This window comes from Mesorhizobium sp. B2-3-14 (assembly GCF_006442175.1).
GTDB classification, from domain to species: Bacteria; Pseudomonadota; Alphaproteobacteria; order Rhizobiales; family Rhizobiaceae; genus Mesorhizobium; species Mesorhizobium australicum.
This window is the reverse complement of sequence record NZ_VFVP01000006.1, coordinates 68,733-86,938: the sequence shown is the minus strand read 5'-3', so window position 1 is coordinate 86,938 and position 18,206 is coordinate 68,733. Positions and strand designations below refer to the sequence as shown.

Genomic DNA, 18,206 nt, shown 5'->3' with positions numbered 1-18,206 from the left:
AGGCTATGACGAGCCCCTCCTCACTCCTCCGGTTCCGTCGTGAACAGCAGCGGGTAGCCCTTGGCCTTGCCGGCATCGGTGGCCCGTGTCGCCTTGGTCTCGGCGACATCCCGGGTGAAGACCGCGACCACGCAGACGCCACGCTGGTGCGCGGTGATCATGACCCGGTGCGCCTGGTCCTCCGAGAGCTTGAACTCGCCCTTCAGCACCGTCACCACGAATTCGCGCGGCGTGAAATCGTCATTGACGAGGATGACCTTGTAGAGCTTCGGCCGCTCTGTCTGCGGCTTGACCTTGGTGCGCGGTTTTGTGGTGATTTCAGGCATTCGAACCGACTGTTTTCGCGATCAGCTTAAGTCCGCATTTTGCCACGGGCGGCAGTGATCGTCCATTTACGGACCGTCGGCGGGCGGGCCCGGTCCTTCAGGATCATGTGGGGAATTGTCGGTCGCGGTTCAACGGCCCTGACGGCCGAAGACGCGGCGCGTTGCTTCGGCATCCGCCCGGCGTTCCAGCCATGCCGCGATCGGCCATCCGGCTACACAGATCAGCGTCACGCCGGCGAGCACGATCAAAAGCCATGCCTGCACCGGCGTGATGTAATCCCAGTTGCTGGAAATCGCCGGTGCGAACAGCGAAGGCTCGGTGCGCCCGCTTGCAGGGTCCGGCACGGGGCTGGCGGTGAGCAGAATCAGCACCCTGGCCACGCCGGTGGCAACCAGGCCGCCAATCACCATGGAGCGAAAAATGGACGAAAGCCGCTTCTTCATGCGGATTGTCCTACAGGGCCGGCATTGCAAACGGGTTAAGCACGATCGAGATGCGTGGCTGGAAGCCGCCGGCGTTCAGCTCTTCGATCATGCCTTGGCAGAAGGCCGCCCCAGCCGGTTTGCGGCTGGGGCGGCCTTGCTAGAACTAACCTCGAAGCTGATCAGGGCTTCTTGGGAGCAGCCTTCGCCGGGGCCGCCTTCGCGGGAGCCGCCATCGCGGGGGCCTTCTTGACCGGGCACTTGTGCTTCTTGGTCACCTTGCAGACGGTCTTCTTGGCGACCTTCTTCGGAGCGGCCTTGGCCGGAGCAGTGGTCGTCGCGGCAGCAGCCGGAGCGGTGGTCGTGGTGGCAGCGGCCGGGGCAGCGGTCGTGGTCGCGGCAGCGTTGCCGAGAACGGGCATCGAGAAGGCGAGAGCGACGGCGAGACCAAGGGCGGACAGGAGGGATTTTTTCATGGCTTCGTTTTCCTTTTTTGTGCGGGTCGTTTGAGTGTCACTGGACCGGGTCGTTCGGTGTCACTCCAAGCAGCTTCAAAGCATTGGCGAGCATCCGGATGCCCTGCGCCTGTTTCTTGGCGGCGCAGTACCGGTTGCCCTTTCTCTGAAGTGCCTTTGCCGCGGTGACCTGCGTTGCCGTGGCATGGGTTTCGAGGGCTTCATCAAATTGGTGGCTGAGATTGGCGCACCGTTCGCTCCGGGTCAGCGGCGCCTTTGCGTCTGATTGGTCGACAGCGGCAGTGAGCAGGCCAAGGCCCAGCAAAACTCCCAACAAACTGATCGACAATCTTGGCATCGGTTTATCCGTGAACCCGGAGACTAGCGTCGCAGCCGATGACCTGACCGCCACGGCACCGTTATGCCGGCCTACCTTTTCAGGAGTTTTTCCCGATTGTAGAATTTTGTTTCTGAATTGTGTCTGGCCAGGTCACGCCAAGCTGGCCGTTGCTTCATGTGGAGACGGCGGAATTCATTTTTCCTTGAAAAGCAAGGCACTGGCCAACATACGGCCCGAATTCTATCGTGTGGCTCACGAGCCAAAAATGGCGTGGCTCGCAAACCAGACAGGGCAGCTGTGAAATCCGAGACACACATACTGATCGTCGACGACGACAAGGGCATTCGCGACCTGCTTCAGGAGTTCTTCCAGAAGCGGGGTCTGCACACCTCGGTTGCCGCCGACGGCACCGAGATGGAAACCATCCTGCGCCGCACGCAGGTGGATCTGATCGTGCTCGACGTGATGCTGCCCGGCAGGAGCGGGCTGGAACTGTGCCGTGACATCCGCGCCCAGTATACGACGCCGATCATCATGCTGACCGCCGTCACCGAGACGACCGACCGCGTCGTCGGGCTCGAGATGGGCGCCGACGACTATGTGCCCAAACCCTTCGACCCGCGCGAATTGCTGGCCCGCGTCCGCGCCGTGCTGCGGCGCAATGGCGCCGCCGAGCCCAAGCGCGCCACCACCAAGCAGATTTACCACTTCGCCGGCTGGACGATGGACTGCTCGCGGCGGCGGCTGACCGCGCCCGACGACGTCAGGGTCGAACTGACCATGGCTGAGTTCAACCTCCTGCAGACCTTCGTCAAGAGCGCCCAGCGCGTGCTGACCCGCGATCAGCTCATCGAACTGTCCGGCGGCGACAGCGACTATTCCTTCGACCGCAGCATCGACATCCTGGTCTCCAGGCTGCGGCGCAAGATGGAAGATGATCCCAAGACGCCCAAACTGATCCTCACCGTGCGCAGCGGCGGCTACCAGTTCCTGCCCGAGACGACCTCCGAATGAGACGTTTCCTGCCGCAGACCTTGCCTGTCTGGGTGCTGCTGATCGTCATTGCCGGCCTGCTGATCAGTCAGGTCGCGACGCTTTATATCGTATCGCGCGACCGCGCTGCCGCCAATGACGTGGTCGACCTCTACCGCCTCAACGACCGCGCCTTCTCGCTCGTGCAGCTGATGCACGACGCCACGCCGGAGGAGCGCAAGGCGACGGCGACCGGGCTGTTCAACTCCACCTACGCGCTCACCGTCTCGGACACGCCCGCCGTCACCTCCTCGATCGCCGGCGACGACGAACTGGCCGAACTGGAAGACATCCTCGTTGGCCGGCTGTCGAAGTTCGGCATCACCGACGCGCGCGTGCGGCGCGATCCGGCGACGCGCGAAGCCGACGATGCCGGCGGCGCGGCGCCGGGACCCGAGATCGGCCAGGTCGAGCGGGATCTTCTGGTGCTGGCCGCCGATTTCGCCCAGAGCGACAAGCTGACGGCTTCGCTGCGCTTCGCCGACGGCCAATGGCTGAATTTCACCGAACCGATCACGCCCGTCGGCCCGATCCTGAGCGTCGATAGCCTGCCGCTCTATTCGCTGATCGCGGGGCTGGTGGTGATCATGTCGATCTGGTCGCTGCGCCGGCTGACCGCGCCCTACCGGATGATGGAAACCGCCGTCAACCGGATCGGCAACGACCTAAAGAGCCCGCCGATCGCCGAGAGCGGCAGCCGCGAGGTGCGCGCAGCCGCCAAGGCGATCAACGCCATGCAGGCGAGGCTGCGCGAATATGTCGAGGATCGTGAGCACCTGGCGGCGGCCCTCGCGCACGACCTGCGCACGCCGATGACCAGAATGCGGCTGCGCCTGGAACTGTTGCGCAGATCACCGGCGCGCCAGGCGCTCGCCCACGATCTCGCCGACATCGAAAGCATCGCGAGTTCCGTGATAGACTTCGCCAAATTCGAGGTCACGGAAGAGAAGGCCGAACGGATCGATTTCTGGTCGCTCGTCGAATCGGTCGCCGACAGCTACGAGACCGTGTCCTTCGACAATGACGACGTCCGTTCGCGAGGCCTGATCTGCATGGCGCGGCCGGTGGCTCTCAAGCGCTGCGTCACCAATCTGGTGCAGAACGCCGTCACCTACGGCAAGCAAGCGCATCTCAGCCTCAGCCGCTTGGACGGCACGATCACGCTCGCCATCCGTGACGAGGGACCGGGCATTCCCCAGGCCCAGATCGACGCCGTCTTCGGCTCCTTCGTGCGTCTCGAACAGTCCCGCAACCGCCAGACCGGCGGTCTCGGGCTGGGGCTGACCATTGCCCGCAACATCGCGCGCGCGGCGGGCGGCGAAGTGCGCCTGTCCAACCATCCAGACGGCGGCCTGCTGACCGAGTTGCGCCTGCCGATGGCGGCTTAGGACATAGCCGCCTGAAGCGCGTCGCGCCGAAGCGGATCAGGCGCCGCGCTTCAGTCTTCGTTTTTGTGCATGTCGTCTTCCCAAAACCGAGGTCACTTTTGGGCGACATGCATCAGCGCCGCAGCACCGCGCTCAGCACGTCGCGGATGCCGATCGCGCCGACGAAGCGCGACTGGTCATCGAACAGCGCCACGGGTGCGGTCTGCGACCGGTGCATGGCCAGCATCACGGTCTTCAGCGAGGTGCCGGGATTGGCCCAGAACACTTGCGCCAACTCCTCCGGCTGGCCCTCGACATCGGCGCAGGACACCCATACGGCCGGCTTGCCGTCGCGCTCGGCCGCCGCCACCAGCCCGTGTTCGTCGATCTTGAAGCGCGTCGTCTTGCGCCGGTCGAGCCACACCCAGCCGTCCTTGCCCTGTTCGAGATCGCGGCGGTCGCGCATCACGTTCCAGGCGGTCAGCACCGAGAGCGGGTTCACATTGGCGATGAAGTCGCGGACATAATCGTTGGCGGGGCGCAGCACGATGTCTTCCGGCGCGCCGGTCTGGACGATACGGCCGCCCTCCATGATAGTGATGTGGCTGCCGATCTTCAGTGCCTCCTCGAGATCGTGGCTGACGAAGATGATGGTCTTCTTCAATTCCGCCTGCAGCTGCAGAAGTTCGTCCTGCAGCTTGGTGCGGATCAGCGGGTCGAGGGCCGAGAACGGCTCGTCCATCAACAGGATAGGCGCCTCGGTGGCGAAGGCACGCGCCAGGCCGACGCGCTGCTGCATGCCGCCCGACAGCTCATGGGCGTATTTGTTCGACCATTGGTCGAGATTGACCAGCTTGAGCTGGCGATGCACCCGCTCCTTGCGCTCGGCGTCCGGCACGCCGGCGAGTTCGAGGCCGAGCCCGACATTTTCTTCCACCGTGCGCCATGGCAGCAGGCCGAACTGCTGGAACACCATCGCCACCTGCTTCTGGCGCAGCCGCCGCAGGGTCGGCTCGTCGCAGGTGACGACATCGACCGTGCGGTCACCGTCCTTGACCAACACTTGGCCGCGCGACACCACGTTGAGCCGGTTGACCGCGCGAAGCAGCGTCGACTTGCCCGAACCGGACAGGCCCATCAGCACCGAGATTTCGCCTTCATGCACGGTCAGGCTGGCGCCGGCGCAGCCGAGCACATTGCCGGTCTTCTCGAGGATTTCGGCCCGGGTGGCGCCCTTGTCGATCATCGCCAGCGAGCCGGCCTGGTCGGCGCCGAAGACGATATCGACATTCCTGAAATCGACGGCGACGGTCATTTCTTGCCTCCAACGCCAATGCGGGTCATCCGGTCGAGCACGATGGCGAGCACGACGATAGCGAGACCGGCCTCAAGGCCCAGATCGATGCGGCGCGAACCGAGCGCCCGGTTGATTTCCGTGCCGAGCCCGCCGGCGCCGATCAGGGCCGCGAACACCACCATCGACAGCGACAGCATGATCGACTGCGTCAGACCCGCCATGATGGTCGGCAGCGCCGAGGGCAGCTCGACCTTCCACAACAGCTGGCTCTTGGTGGCGCCGAAGGCCTCGCCGGCCTCGATGATCGACTTCGGTACCGAGACGACGCCGAGATGGGTGAGCCGGACCGCGGTCGGGATGACGAAGATGATGGTGACGATCAGGCCGGGCGCATTGCCAAGACCGAACAGCGTCAGCACCGGGATCAGGTAGACGAAGGTCGGCAGCGTCTGCATCAGGTCGAGCACCGGCAGCATGATGCGATAGACCTTCGGCTTGTGCGCGGCCCAGATGCCGAGCGGCACGCCGATCGCCATCGCCGCCGCCGCCGCCGCGACAACCAGCACCAGCGTCTGCACCGTCTGTTTCCAAAGGTTCTGGTTGACGATGAAGATCAGCCCGATGAAAACGCCAATGGCGAGCGGGCGCGAACGCTGCAGCAGCCAGGCGATGACGGCAATCACCAAAGCGAGCAGCACCGGCGGCACCATCAGCAGGATGTTGACCAGCCCGTCGAGCAGAAAATTGAGGCCATTCGAGAACGCCCTGAAGACGGTGTCGAAATTGTCGGTAAGGAAACCGAAGAACGCCTTTCCCCAGGCGCCGATCGGGATCTTGTGATCGACCATGAACTTGGAAATCGGATCCATCTCACCCCTCGTTTGCCAGAGCTCTGCCTTCGGCCCCGTACTGTCGCGACGTCATCTTGTCACAGGATACGAAAAAGGGCAGCCTTTTCCACAAAGACTGCCCTCTGTTTCGGTCACGCCGAAATCAAAGTCGGCTCAGCTTCCGAGCGCGGTCTTGACCGCCGCCGCAGCGTCGCCGCCGTCGAAGGTGGTCACGCCGGCGATCCACGGCTTGACCGCATCCGGGTTTTTCTTCAACCAGTCGGTTGCCACCTTGTTGGCATCGCTGCCCTTCAGGATGGCGTCCATCATCTGGCCTTCCATATCCAGATTGAACTTCAGGTTGGCGATGAACTTGCCGACATTCGGGCACTCGGTCATGTAGCCCTTGCGCACATTGGTCGAGACGGTGGCCGCGCCGAAACCGCTGTCGCCCATGCCGTCGAGATAGGTGATCTTCATGGCGCCCATCACCGGATGCGGCGTCCAGCCGAGGAAGGCGATCCACTCATTGCTCTTCATCGACTGCTCGGCCTGCGTCAGCATGCCGGCCTCCGAGGATTCGACCAGCTCGAACCCGTCGAGATTGTCCTTCGGGTTCTTGATCATGTCGAGGATGATGCGATTGCCGTCATTGCCGGCCTCGATGCCGTAGATCTTGCCGTTGAACTTGTCCTTGAACTTGCCGAGGTCGGTCAGCGACTTGACGCCGGCATCCGCGACATAGGTCGGCACGACGATGCCGTAACCGGCGCCGGCCAGGTTCTGGCTGACGGTCTCGACCGAACCGTCGGCCGTATAATCCTTGATGTCATTGGTCATCGACGGCATCCAGTTGCCGAGGAAGACGTCGAGGTCCTTGTTCTTCAGCGACGCATAGGTCACCGGAACCGAGAGCTGGATCACCTGCGGCTCGTAGCCGAGCGCGGTGAGCAGCACCGAGGCCAGCCCGGTGGTGGCCTGGATGTCGGTCCAGCCGACATCGGAGAGGCGAACCGCCTTGCAGCTTGCCGGATCGCCGGCGAAGGCGGCGCTCGTGGACAGGAAAGCCGCCAGGCCTAGGCCGGCGACGAAGGAATTCATGCGCGACATCTGTATTCTCCCATTTCGATTCTTTGGCGAAGCGAAGTTACGGTTTTTGTGCCCGCCTTGTTTCGTCAGCCAAACACCATTCTGGAGTGGTTTCAAGCGCTAAGACAATCACGATCAACGGCGCTGGCTGGCCCATCAGCGACACAGCTGACGCTTTCCGCGCCGAGCCCAAGCGCAATCTGCCTCGGCAATGGCGGCTTTTTCAGGGGAATGCGGCGCCGGCCCCTCCCCGAGGCCTGGCAAGTCGGCTTAAAAGAGCGGCATGGCCAAGCTTTACTTCCACTACGCGACGATGAATGCCGGCAAGACGACCATGCTGTTGCAGGCGTCGTACAATTACCGCGAGCGCGGCATGACGACGATGCTGTTCGTCGCCGGCCACTACCGCAAGGGTGACACCGGCCTGATCTCGTCGCGCATCGGGCTGGAAACGGAAGCCGAGATGTTCCGCGACGGCGACGACCTGTTCGCCCGCGTCGCCGAGCATCACCAGCACACGGCGGTGCATTGCATCTTTGTCGACGAGGCGCAGTTCCTGGAGGAGGAGCAGGTCTGGCAGCTTGCCCGCATCGCCGACCGGCTCAACATCCCGGTCATGTGCTATGGCCTGCGCACCGATTTCCAGGGAAAGCTGTTTCCCGGCTCGCGCGCGCTGCTGGCGATCGCCGACGATCTGCGCGAAGTGCGCACCATCTGCCGCTGCGGCCGCAAGGCGACGATGGTCGTGCGCCTCGGTCCCGACGGCAAGGTGGCCAGGCAGGGCGAACAGGTGGCGATCGGCAAGGACGTCTATGTCTCGCTCTGCCGCCGGCATTGGGAAGAGGAAATGGGCCGCGCCGCACCTGACGACTTCATCGGCTTTATCAGCCGCTGAATGGGGCTCGCTGGGGCGTCGGCGTGGGTAGCTGGCTGCCACCTCTTGTCGGCCGCGCCGTTCTATGGTGCCTTTGTTAAGGCCAGCGCCCTATTTTCCCACCCTCAGCCAGAGCCTCCCGGGGTCAGCCATGCTTCGAGCCGCCTTGTCCGCCAGCCTTCTTTTGCTTGCCACCTCCGTTACCGCCCGGGCCGGGGGCGATCCTGTGCTGGGCAAACATGTTTTCAACCGATGCATGGCCTGCCATGAGGCGGCGTCCGACCGCGACAAGGTCGGCCCGCATCTGATGGGCGTCGTCGGCCGCAAGGCGGGAACCGCCGAAAGCTTCCTCGGGCATTATTCGGACGCCATGAAGAGCGCGGGTGCTGCCGGCCTCCTCTGGGACGAGGCAAATCTTGCCGAATACCTCAGATCGCCCAAGCTGAAGGTGCCCGGCAACAGGATGGCCTTTGGCGGCCTCAGCAATGACGACGACATCGCCAACGTCGTCGCCTATCTGAAGGCCGACCCCAAACCCTGAGCAGACGCCGTTCGTCGTCGGACGGGCCGGCTTGTGCCGCCGTGTGGGGCTGCAAATGGCCAGTTGTTGTCGAGTTTAGGAGCCATTCGCTTCCGCGTGGATGGATTGCTTTGCCGGCATGAAAGTTCAAAACCAGCTGAACAAGGCTTGGCCTGCCAGTTGATCACGCCATGACCACGGCTCCATTGGCTTTCAAGGGTTCGGCCGGATATTTGTTTTCGCGCCACCCACTGTCTTCACGTCTTTCAATCCCCTGATACCCCACATATATTCGCCGCTGTTCGCAACCAGCGAGCGGAAGCCGAAGCGGGAGGCCCCTATGGCGACATTGCAGAATTTCGATGCCGAAATTGCCAAGACCAAGCAGGTCGTCCAGGACATGCGCACCAAGATCGAGCAATCCGGCACCGTGCTCGACACGCTTGCAACCACCGACAAGAAGATCGGCGACGCCAACTTCGACATCGAGAACGCCCGCATCGAGGATGTACTGAAGCAGCAGAAGGTGATGGAAGGCAACATCGCCGACCTGATCATCGGGTTGGAGGACGCCACCAATGTTTTCGGCGCCGAGTTCGAGAGCATGAAGAACTATACCGGCTGGGAAAACTTCGTCGGCGTTTTTTCGGCGCAGCGCAAGCAGCGCATGCGCACCGATCGCGTCCGCAACATGTCGCTGGCCGGCAACCTGCAGGAGCTGCTGGCCAAGTCCGATACCATCGTCGGCATATTGAAGGCGCAGAAGGAAATTCTCGACCAGCGCTACAAGACCTCCGAGGCCAGCCTGTCGCAGGTGATCGAGCGCCGCAAGACCACCATGACCAACCTCGAAACCGTGCAGAAGCGCATCGAGGAGCTCAATCCGATGCTGCTCGACATCGAAAACAGGATCGCCGCCTCGACCAGCCAGAAAGACCGCACGCAGCTCGAGGGCGAGCGTTCCAAGCTCGCCACCGAATACAATGAAAAGCAGGCGAAGGAGCAGGAGCTGCTGGCCGAAAGCCAGACGCTGGAGCGCTATACCTCGATGTTCCAGACCTTCGTCGATTCGCTCAACAACCAGATCGCCGCGCAGTCGACGCTGATCAACAAGCTGACCATCGATACCGAACAGCGCATCGTGCTCTACAAGGCGCTCGAGGACTCGCTGAAGACGGCCGCCCAGCAGGACGTCGCCCACAAGATCAACACGCTGGGCAGCCAGGTCGACAACACGGCCGAGGAAACCATGGCCGGCATCGGCGCCGCCTCGCAGAAGCACATCGGCGATCTCTTGGAGATGCACGAGAAGAACATGGTCGCCAGCGCCGACATCCAGCGCCGCAAGAAGCTGGCCGACGATGCCTTTGCCCGCCGCTTCGACGAAGTGCTGAAGAAGCACAATTCGGCCAACTACGTGCAGTCATAATTGCCGCGCGCACCGGTGCGACAATCCCAGGACTGACAGCATGCCCCCCGAAAACGACGCCGCGGCGCGGTATTTCTCGGCAATCACGGCCGCGCTCAGCGGCCTTGAAGTGTTCATGCGCGACGACCGCTCGCCGCTTTACCGACACGGCATCGTCGCCAAGATCGTTGCCGAGTACATCGCTCGGCTCGACAAGTCCTTTTCCTGCTGGCGCAACCGGCTGGGCTTCATGGACACGTTCCGCATTTCGCGCGCCGAGAGCGGCTACCCGGTGTTCCAGAACCTGCTTGAACTGGAAAACGACCGCCTGCAGGCCGACGCGCGGCTCGCCAACATCCCCCAGGCCGGCGAGCTGCGCGAGGAGATGGCCGACTTCATCCTGCGCCACAAGGAGTTTCCCGAGGCGCTGCAGAAATCGATGGCCGAGCGGCTCTATCTCGAAGACGTCAAGAGCGAGCAGACCTTCGGTCCGTTCACGCTGGCGCAGACGGCCAAGGTGTCGGTCAATCCGAAGACGGCGCGGCCTTATTACCTCGTCCACTGGGCAAGCTTCGACGGCAGCGCCAACCTGCCTCTGGTCTACATGGTGACGGTGGAGGATTCCTCGGAAAGCATGGTCCGCCAGCTTGTCGACCGGAGCGGCAAGCTCAACGACAAGGTCGACATTCCGCTGCCCGTCGACGGCCTGCTCAACCCCGAGCTTGCCCACCGCTTCGACGATTTCACCGAGAAGAATTCGGCCTATACGCTGTCGCCGGCGACCATCGCGGTCAATCTCGACAAGGATTTCGAGCCATTGCACCCCAAACAGCTGAGGCGGGTGGTGCTTGGCCCCTTCTACTCGGCAGGCATCACCGACAACAACTCGACGGTGACGGAAGTGCTGGCCAAAGTGCGCAAGCCCGAAAATGCCTGGCTTTTGACCTGGACCATCCAGGAAGTCTATTCCAAGGGCGAGAAGCCCGGCCGCAAGGGCCTGTTCTCCAGCGAGAAGACGACGCAGGAATTCTTCATCAACACCGACGACCTGGAAGCCGCCCGCCAGGGCGTGTCGAGCTACGAAAACCACGCGCTGATCCCGCACGAAGCCTACCAGGCGCTTTACGCGGCCGGCGAAGCACAGAAGATCTTTGGCGGCTACAAGGTTCACATCCTGTCGAATGGGCAGGTCATCTCAGACGTCTGACCGTCACACCGCGGAGCACCCTTCATGGACACCGGCCTGACCACCATCCCGGAAGCGGCTATCGAAAAACACCGGGCCACCGCGCAGAGCTTCATCACCCGCATCGTCGTGCTGGAGGATCCATCGCGCGAATCCGGTACGGCATTGGCCGGCACCAACCGCCGCTTCGTCTCCACCGTCTCGGTCGGTCAGGTGCGCCGCACCCGCGAGGTCGAGCTGTCGAAGACGGTCGGCGCCGTTCATCCCGACGACCAGTTGCTGACCATCCCGCAGCACACGCTGCTCTTTCGCGCCCGCCGCGGCACGGCGATCGCGCTGGCGGTATCGGACGTCTTCGCCGAAGGCTCCGATCTCGAAAGCCTGCAGGCCAGGAACACCCGCGCGCCGCTCGAAGGCGACGAGGCGTCCACCTTCAAGAAACTGCTGTCGGCTTCGGCCTATATTTCGGCCTTCAGCCTCGCCTCGTATCTGTTCCAGCTCATCGACGGCGACGGCGAGGCGCCGAACGATATCCCCGAGCCGGACTTCCTGTTCGACACGCCCCAGGATGCCGTGAAATCGATCCTGGCCGGCCTCGACAAGGCGATAGCGGGCTCGACGGACGACGGCGACCTGACGACCAGGACGCGCGCCTTCGCCCGCGTCGCCATCGACGGGCTTTTGGCGCGCAAAAGCCGCTTCGACGGCATCGGCCCGTTCGAGAACGCCCATATCCGCATCGACGCCGACGACTTCACCCTCGACGGCTTCGACGTGGCGCCGGGCAAGCGCTCCAAGCCGCTGGTGATGACCTTCAAGAAACCGGAAGAGGTCGTCGGCAACCACATCGCCAAATACCAGTCCGTCAAGCTCGCCAAGATGCTGATGGCCTATGATTTCGAGCGTGAACTGAACCCGTTCGTCGAGCTCGGCGGCTTCCTGTTCACCTTCATCGGCGACGGCGCGCCCGGCACCGGCAAGACGACGCTGATCCAGATGATCGCCGGCCTTGTCAACGGCTATTGCCAGGTCGCCGGCTATCCCTTTGCCTATGAAAATTTCGGCGTCGACCAGATTTCGTCCTACCAAGGCAAGTCTGGCCAGAACTGCCGCCAGTTCATCAACAATGTGTTGAACCCGCGCGTCATCGGCTTCGGCACCATCGACGACATCGACCAGGTGGCCGCCCGCCGTTCCGACGACCGCGCATCGGCCGGCCAGCAGGAGATCACCGGCGTGCTGATGGACGCCTTCGCCGGTGCTGCCACCGTGGTGCGTGGCAATTGCTCGTTCGGCATGTTTTCCAACTATCCCGAAAATGTCGACGATGCGCTGCGCCAGCGCGCCGGCGCCCGCTGGCTGGTCGACGGGCCGCAGACCCGAGACGACTATATCGACATTTTCGTGCTGCTCGCCGGCAAGAACCACGAAATCCCCCTGGGCAAGCACGAACTCTACGCCGCGCAGGAGATCCAGCGCGCCGTGACCGAAGCCTATGAAGAGCATGAAAAGCCGCGGGAGGACGGACTGGTGCGGGTCTACGAGCGCTACATGAAGGAAAATGGCGCGCCCAGGACCATGGCCGACATCGGCACCTACCTGCACCTGATCAAGGACGCCGAGCCGCGCTTCACCGGCCGCGCCATCAAGAACGTCACCGACGCCATCAAGATGCGTGCCATGGACATCGAGCTTCCCGACGACTGGTTCGAAAAGCCGGAAGCCTTCATGCACAAGAGCTACGACGACAAGAAAGCGATGATCGAGGAATTGCGCGGGCCGTTCTCGCTTGCCATGGTCATGCAGGAGATCAACCGCTACGCCGATTCCGAGTTCCGCTATTCCGACAAGTCCGACGATGCCGCGGTGGAGAAGCTGCTGCGCGACGCAAGGCTGCGCGAACGCGCAGCGCGCGAGATGGAGGAGATGAAGAAGAAGGGTCTGTGGAATGCGTGAGGCGAGCTCTTCTTCCTTCTCCCCGTTCACGGGGAGAAGGTGCCCGAAGGGCGGATGAGGGGCAGCGCCATGCGTGGTGGAAACGAGCCCAAGGTGGCAAGAGCCCGCGAGCTTCGGAAAATCGAGAACGATGCCGAGGAAAAGCTCTGGCATGAACTGCGTGGGCGACGATTGAATGGCCACAAATTCATTCGCCAACTGCCCATCGGGCCCTATTTCGCCGACTTTGCCTGTCGTGAGGCTAATCTGGTCGTGGAGGTCGATGGCAGCCAGTATGCAGGTGGATCCCGGGATCGCTACAGGGACGAAACGATGAACGCTAATGGTTGGTCGGTATTGAGGATTTGGCACGCTGATGTTTTGAGCGGCCGAAAGAGCGTATTGGAAACCATCGTTGCGGCCGTGGATGGTCGGCTGAACAAGAAGATGATTGGCATCGACGCGAAGTTTCTGCCTTCAATCTTGGAGACGAGATGATGAGCGTTTGCGCCGCCCCTCATCCGCTCTTCGGGCACCTTCTCCCCGTGAACGGGGAGAAGGCAAGATGAGCAAAAAACCCGATCTCCTGCGCGACAACGAACTCATCTACGGCCGGCTGCTCACGGTCGACGAGCCGCATCTCATCCAGCGCTACAACAAGGCGCTGGCGGCTTTCGGTCTCAAGCCGACAAAGCTGAAGAGCTTCCAGATCGACCGCACCGGCTTTTCGCCCGAAGTGGCCGAGGAGTGTGGCGACTACGATTATCTGGATCCCAATGAGGTCAACCGCCGCTTCATCATCCTGACGCCGTCGCAGATCGACCTGCCGGTGGTGCACACGGCCTTCTCGAACACCTCGCAGCTGATGTTCGAATTCATGTCCAGGAACCAGCGCGCCATAGACGCGCTGACCATCAAGGACGTGATCTACGGCGAGATGGAGGATTCCGTTCCCAAGGTCAACGACATCGAGGACCTGCTGTCGATCAGCCAGGTCGAGTTCAAGGTGCTGTCGGCCGAGGACGTGCTGGGCAAGGCGGCCGAGCTCGGCAAGCTCGTCGACCGGCTGAAGCAGGAGCCCGACGCCTGGCGCGACAATGCCATGCTGACCCGCATGGTGGAACTCGCCAAGGTCTGCGGCGACATCAGGGAGAACGCGCTGGTGCCCGACCAGGTGATCTTCCGCCACAACGCCTACTGGACCAGCCATTTCGGCGGCCTCTACGTGTTCGTCGATCCCGACATGACGACGGTGATCAGCGATCCGGCGGCTCCAGGTTTCCGCCGCTCGCGGCCCTGGCAGGTGAGCTATCTCTCCATCAAGGACGCCGACAAGGTGTTCAAATTCCTGGCCGCCACCGGCCGCATCGAACTGCCGCGCGCCTCCTGGATCGAAACCTCGGGCTATCTCGAGCACCGCGCCGAAATGGTGGTGCGCGCGCTGATCCGCGACGCCGAGCCGAACCGCAATTTGACCGATGTCGACAAGGTCTGGCTGCAGACCTGGATCCAGAGCCATGCCGACCTGATCACCAGGGACGGCAATTTTCCCTTCCTCAACGCCGCCAAGCGCGAGATCGCCCAGCTCGGCCACCTCAAGATCGAGGACGTCTTCCCGCAACAGCGCTTCCTGGTGGTCCGCGCCAAGCCTGATCATCCCGACGCCTGGCTGACCAACCGGCTGATCTCGGATTTCGTGCCGTCTGACTTCGTATCGCGCTACATCTTCAACAAGGACGGCTTCTACAAGGACTATGACGGCTTCAGCGACGCTTGGCGATCGCATGTTGTGGACGTTCTGAAAACCACATATTTGAAGGAAAAGGTGGCGTTTCGCACACGCCTCTACGGCCTGACCGACTAGAACGATATAACCGTCATTCCGTTCTAACTTGTTGTTTTGGTGCATGATGTTATCCAAAAAGCCTGCAACTTTTTGGCATCGTGCTGAGGGGGTGATACAGCCATGCTCGACCCGATCGTGAACTTCTTCGTCAAGCTGTTCCAGTGGATCGGCCGCGGCATCGGCCTTCTGATCGGCGTGATCCTGTGGCCCTTCTTGTGGGCCGGCCGCTGGTACACGCAGCGCGGCTGGATCCTGAAGGCCGTCGTCGGCCTAGCCTTGCTGGTGCTGATCGGCCTTTACGCCAACTTCTTCTACGCCACCCAGTGGTGGAACAGGTTCAACCCGAACTACCCGGACACCTATACGTTCGAGAAGCGCAACGTTTCCGCCGGTGAACAGGTGGCCGCCGGCGCCGGCACCGACACGGCCAAGACTTGCGGCAACTCCGGCATCGCCCAGGTGGCGGCGGACCTGACTGACTTCAACGTCAACCAGAATGCCTGGATCTCGTCGATGATCCTCTACAAGCTCGGCCTGTTCGGCATTGACTGGGACAACACCCCGTGGATGGACAACAAGGCCTCTTTCCAGCGCGGCATCAACCAGGCGGTGCGACGCACGGCGACCGAACTTGCCGACAATCTCGGCCGCGTGCGCACCACCTCGCAGATCGATGCCGACCTGCAGGACGCGCGTGGCAATCTGCAGTTCGACGAGTATACCTGGTATTTCGGCGTGAGCCCGTTTGGACCGAAGACACCGACGCCGAGCTACTATCGCGACGCCGTGCGCAAGCTGCGTTCGTTCAATGCCCGGCTCGCCACCTGCCAGGCCACTTTCGATGCCCGCGCCGACAATCTGAAGCAGTATATCGATCGCATCGCCAGTGACATCGGCTCGACCTCCGCCATCCTCAAGGAGCGTGCCGAGAACCACAACAATGGCTGGTTCGACACCCGCGCCGACGACCGCTACTGGTTCGCCTATGGCCAGCTCTATGCCTATTACGGCCTGATGAAGGGCGCCCAGGCCGACTTCGAGGACGTCATCAAGGAAAAGCACCTGCAGAGCCTGTGGGATACGATGGACGCGCAGTTCGTGTCGGCCCTGCGCATCCAGCCCTTCATCATCGCCAATGGCCGCGAGGACGGCTGGCTGCTGCCCACCCATCTGACGACGATGGGCTTCTACGTGCTTCGGGTGCGCTCGAACATGGTTGAAATCAGCAACGTGCTGACGCAGTAGCGCTGTCCCACGGCAACACTCGCGATGGCGGATTTGCGTCGTCGCGTCTGTCGCATTCCGTGCATTGTGCGGCTGTTTTGAGACGGCGGAAGCGCCCCTGCTCTGGCTTCTATACGGCGCGGCAAGCGGAGCCATAAAGAACCGGGAATAGGTCGGCCGCCGCAGAGGAATTTTCTCTATAGGAAACATAGTTGCATGAAAGTTGACGCCGCCGCAGCGACAGGGTTAGATGCCCTGCGCGTCCGGCTCCAGCCTTCTTGCGAGTAAGATCAACCCCGTCCCCTCCACCGTCCAATCCAGAGGAACGCCGTTATGGCCGAAGTGAAGTCCGACATCGAGATCGCGCGTGGCGCCAGGAAAAAGCAGATCCAGGAGATCGGCCAGAAGATCGGCATCCCAACCGAACATCTGCTGCCCTACGGCCACGACAAGGCCAAGATTTCGGCCGAGTTCATCAAGTCGGTGAAGGGCAACAAGGACGGCAAGCTGATCCTCGTCACCGCCATCAACCCGACCCCGGCCGGCGAAGGCAAGACCACCACCACCGTCGGCCTCGGTGACGGTCTGAACCGCATCGGCAAGAAGGCGATCGTCTGCATCCGTGAAGCTTCGCTCGGCCCGAATTTCGGCGTCAAGGGCGGTGCCGCCGGCGGCGGTTACGCGCAGGTCGTGCCGATGGAGGACATGAACCTCCACTTCACCGGCGACTTCCACGCCATCACCACGGCGCACAACCTTTTGTCGGCCCTGATCGACAACCACATCTACTGGGGCAATGAACTCGGCATCGACACCCGCCGTGTGGTGTGGCGCCGCGTCATGGACATGAACGACCGGGCGCTGCGCGAGATCATCTGCTCGCTCGGCGGCGTCGCCAACGGCTTTCCGCGCGAAGCCGGCTTCGACATCACCGTCGCCTCGGAAGTAATGGCCATCCTCTGCCTCGCCACCGACCTGAAGGACCTGGAAAAGCGCCTCGGCGACATCATCGTCGCCTATCGCCGCGACAAGTCGGCGGTCTATGCCCGCGACCTCAAGGCCGATGGCGCCATGGCCGTCCTGCTCAAGGACGCCATGCAGCCCAATCTGGTGCAGACGCTGGAGAACAACCCGGCCTTCGTGCATGGCGGCCCGTTCGCCAACATCGCGCATGGCTGCAATTCGGTCGTCGCCACCACAACGGCGCTCAAGCTTGCCGACTACGTCGTCACCGAAGCCGGTTTTGGTGCTGATCTGGGTGCCGAAAAGTTCTTCGACATCAAGTGCCGCAAGGCCGGGCTGAAGCCGGCCGCCACCGTCATCGTCGCCACCGTACGCGCCATGAAGATGAATGGCGGCGTCAAGAAGGAAGACCTTGGCAAGGAGAATGTCGAAGCCGTCAGGAAGGGCTGCCCGAACCTTGGACGCCACATCGAGAACATCAGGCAGTTCGGCGTCCCGGCGGTCGTTGCCATCAACCACTTCTATTCCGACACCGACGCCGAGATCCAGGCGCTCAAGGACTATGTCGCCTCGATGGGCGAGGAAGCGATCCTGTGCAAGCACTGGGCCAACGGCTCCGCCGGCATCGAGGAGCTTGCCAACAAGGTGGTGGCGCTCGCCGAATCCGGCGCCTCGCAGTTCGCGCCACTCTATCCCGACTCCATGCCGCTGTTCGAGAAAATAAACACCATCGTTCAGCGCATCTATCGCGGCTCGGAAGCCATCGCCGACAAATCGGTGCGCGACCAGTTGAAGGCCTGGGAGGATGCCGGTTACGGCAACCTTCCGGTCTGCATGGCCAAGACACAGTACTCGTTCTCGACCGACCCGAACCTGCGCGGCGCGCCGACCGGCCACACCGTGCCGGTGCGCGAGGTCAGGCTGTCCGCCGGCGCCGGCTTCGTCGTCATCATCTGCGGCGAGGTCATGACCATGCCTGGCCTGCCGAGCAAGCCGTCGTCGGAAAAGATCTTCCTCAACGAGGCCGGCCAGATCGAAGGCCTGTTCTGATCTTCATCTCGACAAGAACAAGAAGGGCGCCGCATCGCCGC

Annotated in this window: 18 protein-coding genes; 11 read left to right on the top strand and 7 right to left on the bottom strand. The window is 62.5% G+C overall.

Going from position 1 to position 18,206, the window contains the following annotated elements:
- Positions 1-20: 20 nt before the first annotated feature.
- The 4 genes from clpS to FJ950_RS17220 form a co-directional block, all read right to left on the bottom strand.
- A complete protein-coding gene (clpS, locus tag FJ950_RS17235) occupies positions 21-326 on the bottom strand; it encodes an ATP-dependent Clp protease adapter ClpS (protein ID WP_015316053.1) in 306 nt (101 codons plus the stop codon).
- A gap of 129 nt (positions 327-455) precedes the next feature.
- A complete protein-coding gene (locus FJ950_RS17230) occupies positions 456-770 on the bottom strand; it encodes a hypothetical protein (RefSeq protein WP_140617675.1) in 315 nt (104 codons plus the stop codon).
- Positions 771-931: 161 nt separating this feature from the next.
- Positions 932-1,225, bottom strand: a complete 294-nt coding sequence (locus FJ950_RS17225) for a hypothetical protein (protein ID WP_140617674.1) — start codon at positions 1,223-1,225, stop codon at positions 932-934.
- 37 nt (positions 1,226-1,262) lie between these two features.
- Positions 1,263-1,562 carry a hypothetical protein gene (locus tag FJ950_RS17220; RefSeq protein ID WP_015316050.1) on the bottom strand — a complete coding sequence of 100 codons (300 nt, stop codon included), beginning with the start codon at positions 1,560-1,562 and terminating at the stop codon, positions 1,263-1,265.
- 279 nt (positions 1,563-1,841) lie between these two features.
- On the opposite strand from FJ950_RS17220, the gene FJ950_RS17215 reads away from it, so the two are divergent.
- On the top strand, positions 1,842-2,558 hold the full coding sequence (locus FJ950_RS17215; protein WP_140617673.1) for a response regulator transcription factor: 717 nt from the start codon (positions 1,842-1,844) through the stop codon (positions 2,556-2,558).
- Positions 2,555-3,964, top strand: coding sequence for an ATP-binding protein (locus tag FJ950_RS17210; protein WP_140617672.1), 1,410 nt, complete (start codon positions 2,555-2,557; stop codon positions 3,962-3,964). The genes FJ950_RS17215 and FJ950_RS17210 overlap by 4 nt, the downstream gene beginning before the upstream one ends.
- A 112-nt stretch (positions 3,965-4,076) precedes the next feature.
- Here the strand turns inward: FJ950_RS17210 and choV are convergent, their stop codons facing one another.
- The 3 genes from choV to FJ950_RS17195 all read right to left on the bottom strand — a co-directional run bounded on the left by choV (position 4,077) and on the right by FJ950_RS17195 (position 7,180).
- The gene (choV, locus tag FJ950_RS17205; RefSeq protein ID WP_015316047.1) at positions 4,077-5,258 is read right to left on the bottom strand and encodes a choline ABC transporter ATP-binding protein; all 1,182 of its coding nucleotides are present in this window, start codon (positions 5,256-5,258) and stop codon (positions 4,077-4,079) included.
- Entirely contained in the window at positions 5,255-6,109 is an 855-nt protein-coding gene (gene choW / locus FJ950_RS17200) for a choline ABC transporter permease subunit (protein WP_140617671.1), read from the bottom strand. The genes choV and choW overlap by 4 nt, the downstream gene beginning before the upstream one ends.
- A 135-nt stretch (positions 6,110-6,244) precedes the next feature.
- Positions 6,245-7,180, bottom strand: coding sequence for a choline ABC transporter substrate-binding protein (locus FJ950_RS17195; protein ID WP_023781406.1), 936 nt, complete (start codon positions 7,178-7,180; stop codon positions 6,245-6,247).
- 262 nt (positions 7,181-7,442) lie between these two features.
- Between FJ950_RS17195 and FJ950_RS17190 the strand changes: the two genes are divergently transcribed.
- The 9 genes from FJ950_RS17190 (at position 7,443) to FJ950_RS17150 (ending at position 18,165) form a co-directional block, all read left to right on the top strand.
- Complete coding sequence (locus FJ950_RS17190) at positions 7,443-8,054, top strand: thymidine kinase (RefSeq protein ID WP_140617670.1); 612 nt, start codon at positions 7,443-7,445, stop codon at positions 8,052-8,054.
- A gap of 130 nt (positions 8,055-8,184) precedes the next feature.
- Complete coding sequence (locus FJ950_RS17185; RefSeq protein ID WP_140617669.1) at positions 8,185-8,574, top strand: cytochrome c family protein; 390 nt, start codon at positions 8,185-8,187, stop codon at positions 8,572-8,574.
- A gap of 319 nt (positions 8,575-8,893) precedes the next feature.
- Positions 8,894-9,982, top strand: a complete 1,089-nt coding sequence (locus tag FJ950_RS17180) for a hypothetical protein (RefSeq protein WP_140617668.1) — start codon at positions 8,894-8,896, stop codon at positions 9,980-9,982.
- Between the two features lie 40 nt (positions 9,983-10,022).
- Positions 10,023-11,168: a hypothetical protein gene (locus tag FJ950_RS17175; protein ID WP_140617667.1), complete on the top strand. Its 1,146-nt coding sequence runs from the start codon at positions 10,023-10,025 to the stop codon at positions 11,166-11,168.
- Between the two features lie 24 nt (positions 11,169-11,192).
- The gene (locus tag FJ950_RS17170; protein WP_140617666.1) at positions 11,193-13,103 is read left to right on the top strand and encodes an ATP-binding protein; all 1,911 of its coding nucleotides are present in this window, start codon (positions 11,193-11,195) and stop codon (positions 13,101-13,103) included.
- Positions 13,104-13,172: 69 nt separating this feature from the next.
- Positions 13,173-13,580, top strand: coding sequence for a DUF559 domain-containing protein (locus FJ950_RS17165; protein WP_140617665.1), 408 nt, complete (start codon positions 13,173-13,175; stop codon positions 13,578-13,580).
- A gap of 67 nt (positions 13,581-13,647) precedes the next feature.
- Positions 13,648-14,946 carry a DUF6638 family protein gene (locus FJ950_RS17160; protein WP_140617664.1) on the top strand — a complete coding sequence of 433 codons (1,299 nt, stop codon included), beginning with the start codon at positions 13,648-13,650 and terminating at the stop codon, positions 14,944-14,946.
- 102 nt (positions 14,947-15,048) lie between these two features.
- Positions 15,049-16,173 (top strand): DUF2333 family protein, encoded by a 1,125-nt coding sequence (locus tag FJ950_RS17155; protein WP_015316037.1) that lies wholly within the window; start codon positions 15,049-15,051, stop codon positions 16,171-16,173.
- A gap of 312 nt (positions 16,174-16,485) precedes the next feature.
- Positions 16,486-18,165: a formate--tetrahydrofolate ligase gene (locus FJ950_RS17150; protein ID WP_140617663.1), complete on the top strand. Its 1,680-nt coding sequence runs from the start codon at positions 16,486-16,488 to the stop codon at positions 18,163-18,165.
- Positions 18,166-18,206: the final 41 nt, after the last annotated feature.

What these genes read in the sequence shown, in the direction of transcription:
- clpS (WP_015316053.1), bottom strand. Translation starts at nt 326, where the DNA reads ATGCCTGAAATCACCACAAAACCGCGCACCAAGGTCAAGCCGCAGACA.
- FJ950_RS17230 (WP_140617675.1), bottom strand. Translation starts at nt 770, where the DNA reads ATGAAGAAGCGGCTTTCGTCCATTTTTCGCTCCATGGTGATTGGCGGC.
- FJ950_RS17225 (WP_140617674.1), bottom strand. Translation starts at nt 1,225, where the DNA reads ATGAAAAAATCCCTCCTGTCCGCCCTTGGTCTCGCCGTCGCTCTCGCC.
- FJ950_RS17220 (WP_015316050.1), bottom strand. Translation starts at nt 1,562, where the DNA reads ATGCCAAGATTGTCGATCAGTTTGTTGGGAGTTTTGCTGGGCCTTGGC.
- FJ950_RS17210 (WP_140617672.1), top strand. Translation starts at nt 2,555, where the DNA reads ATGAGACGTTTCCTGCCGCAGACCTTGCCTGTCTGGGTGCTGCTGATC.
- choV (WP_015316047.1), bottom strand. Translation starts at nt 5,258, where the DNA reads ATGACCGTCGCCGTCGATTTCAGGAATGTCGATATCGTCTTCGGCGCC.
- choW (WP_140617671.1), bottom strand. Translation starts at nt 6,109, where the DNA reads ATGGATCCGATTTCCAAGTTCATGGTCGATCACAAGATCCCGATCGGC.
- FJ950_RS17195 (WP_023781406.1), bottom strand. Translation starts at nt 7,180, where the DNA reads ATGTCGCGCATGAATTCCTTCGTCGCCGGCCTAGGCCTGGCGGCTTTC.
- FJ950_RS17190 (WP_140617670.1), top strand. Translation starts at nt 7,443, where the DNA reads ATGGCCAAGCTTTACTTCCACTACGCGACGATGAATGCCGGCAAGACG.
- FJ950_RS17185 (WP_140617669.1), top strand. Translation starts at nt 8,185, where the DNA reads ATGCTTCGAGCCGCCTTGTCCGCCAGCCTTCTTTTGCTTGCCACCTCC.
- FJ950_RS17180 (WP_140617668.1), top strand. Translation starts at nt 8,894, where the DNA reads ATGGCGACATTGCAGAATTTCGATGCCGAAATTGCCAAGACCAAGCAG.
- FJ950_RS17175 (WP_140617667.1), top strand. Translation starts at nt 10,023, where the DNA reads ATGCCCCCCGAAAACGACGCCGCGGCGCGGTATTTCTCGGCAATCACG.
- FJ950_RS17170 (WP_140617666.1), top strand. Translation starts at nt 11,193, where the DNA reads ATGGACACCGGCCTGACCACCATCCCGGAAGCGGCTATCGAAAAACAC.
- FJ950_RS17165 (WP_140617665.1), top strand. Translation starts at nt 13,173, where the DNA reads ATGCGTGGTGGAAACGAGCCCAAGGTGGCAAGAGCCCGCGAGCTTCGG.
- FJ950_RS17160 (WP_140617664.1), top strand. Translation starts at nt 13,648, where the DNA reads ATGAGCAAAAAACCCGATCTCCTGCGCGACAACGAACTCATCTACGGC.
- FJ950_RS17155 (WP_015316037.1), top strand. Translation starts at nt 15,049, where the DNA reads ATGCTCGACCCGATCGTGAACTTCTTCGTCAAGCTGTTCCAGTGGATC.
- FJ950_RS17150 (WP_140617663.1), top strand. Translation starts at nt 16,486, where the DNA reads ATGGCCGAAGTGAAGTCCGACATCGAGATCGCGCGTGGCGCCAGGAAA.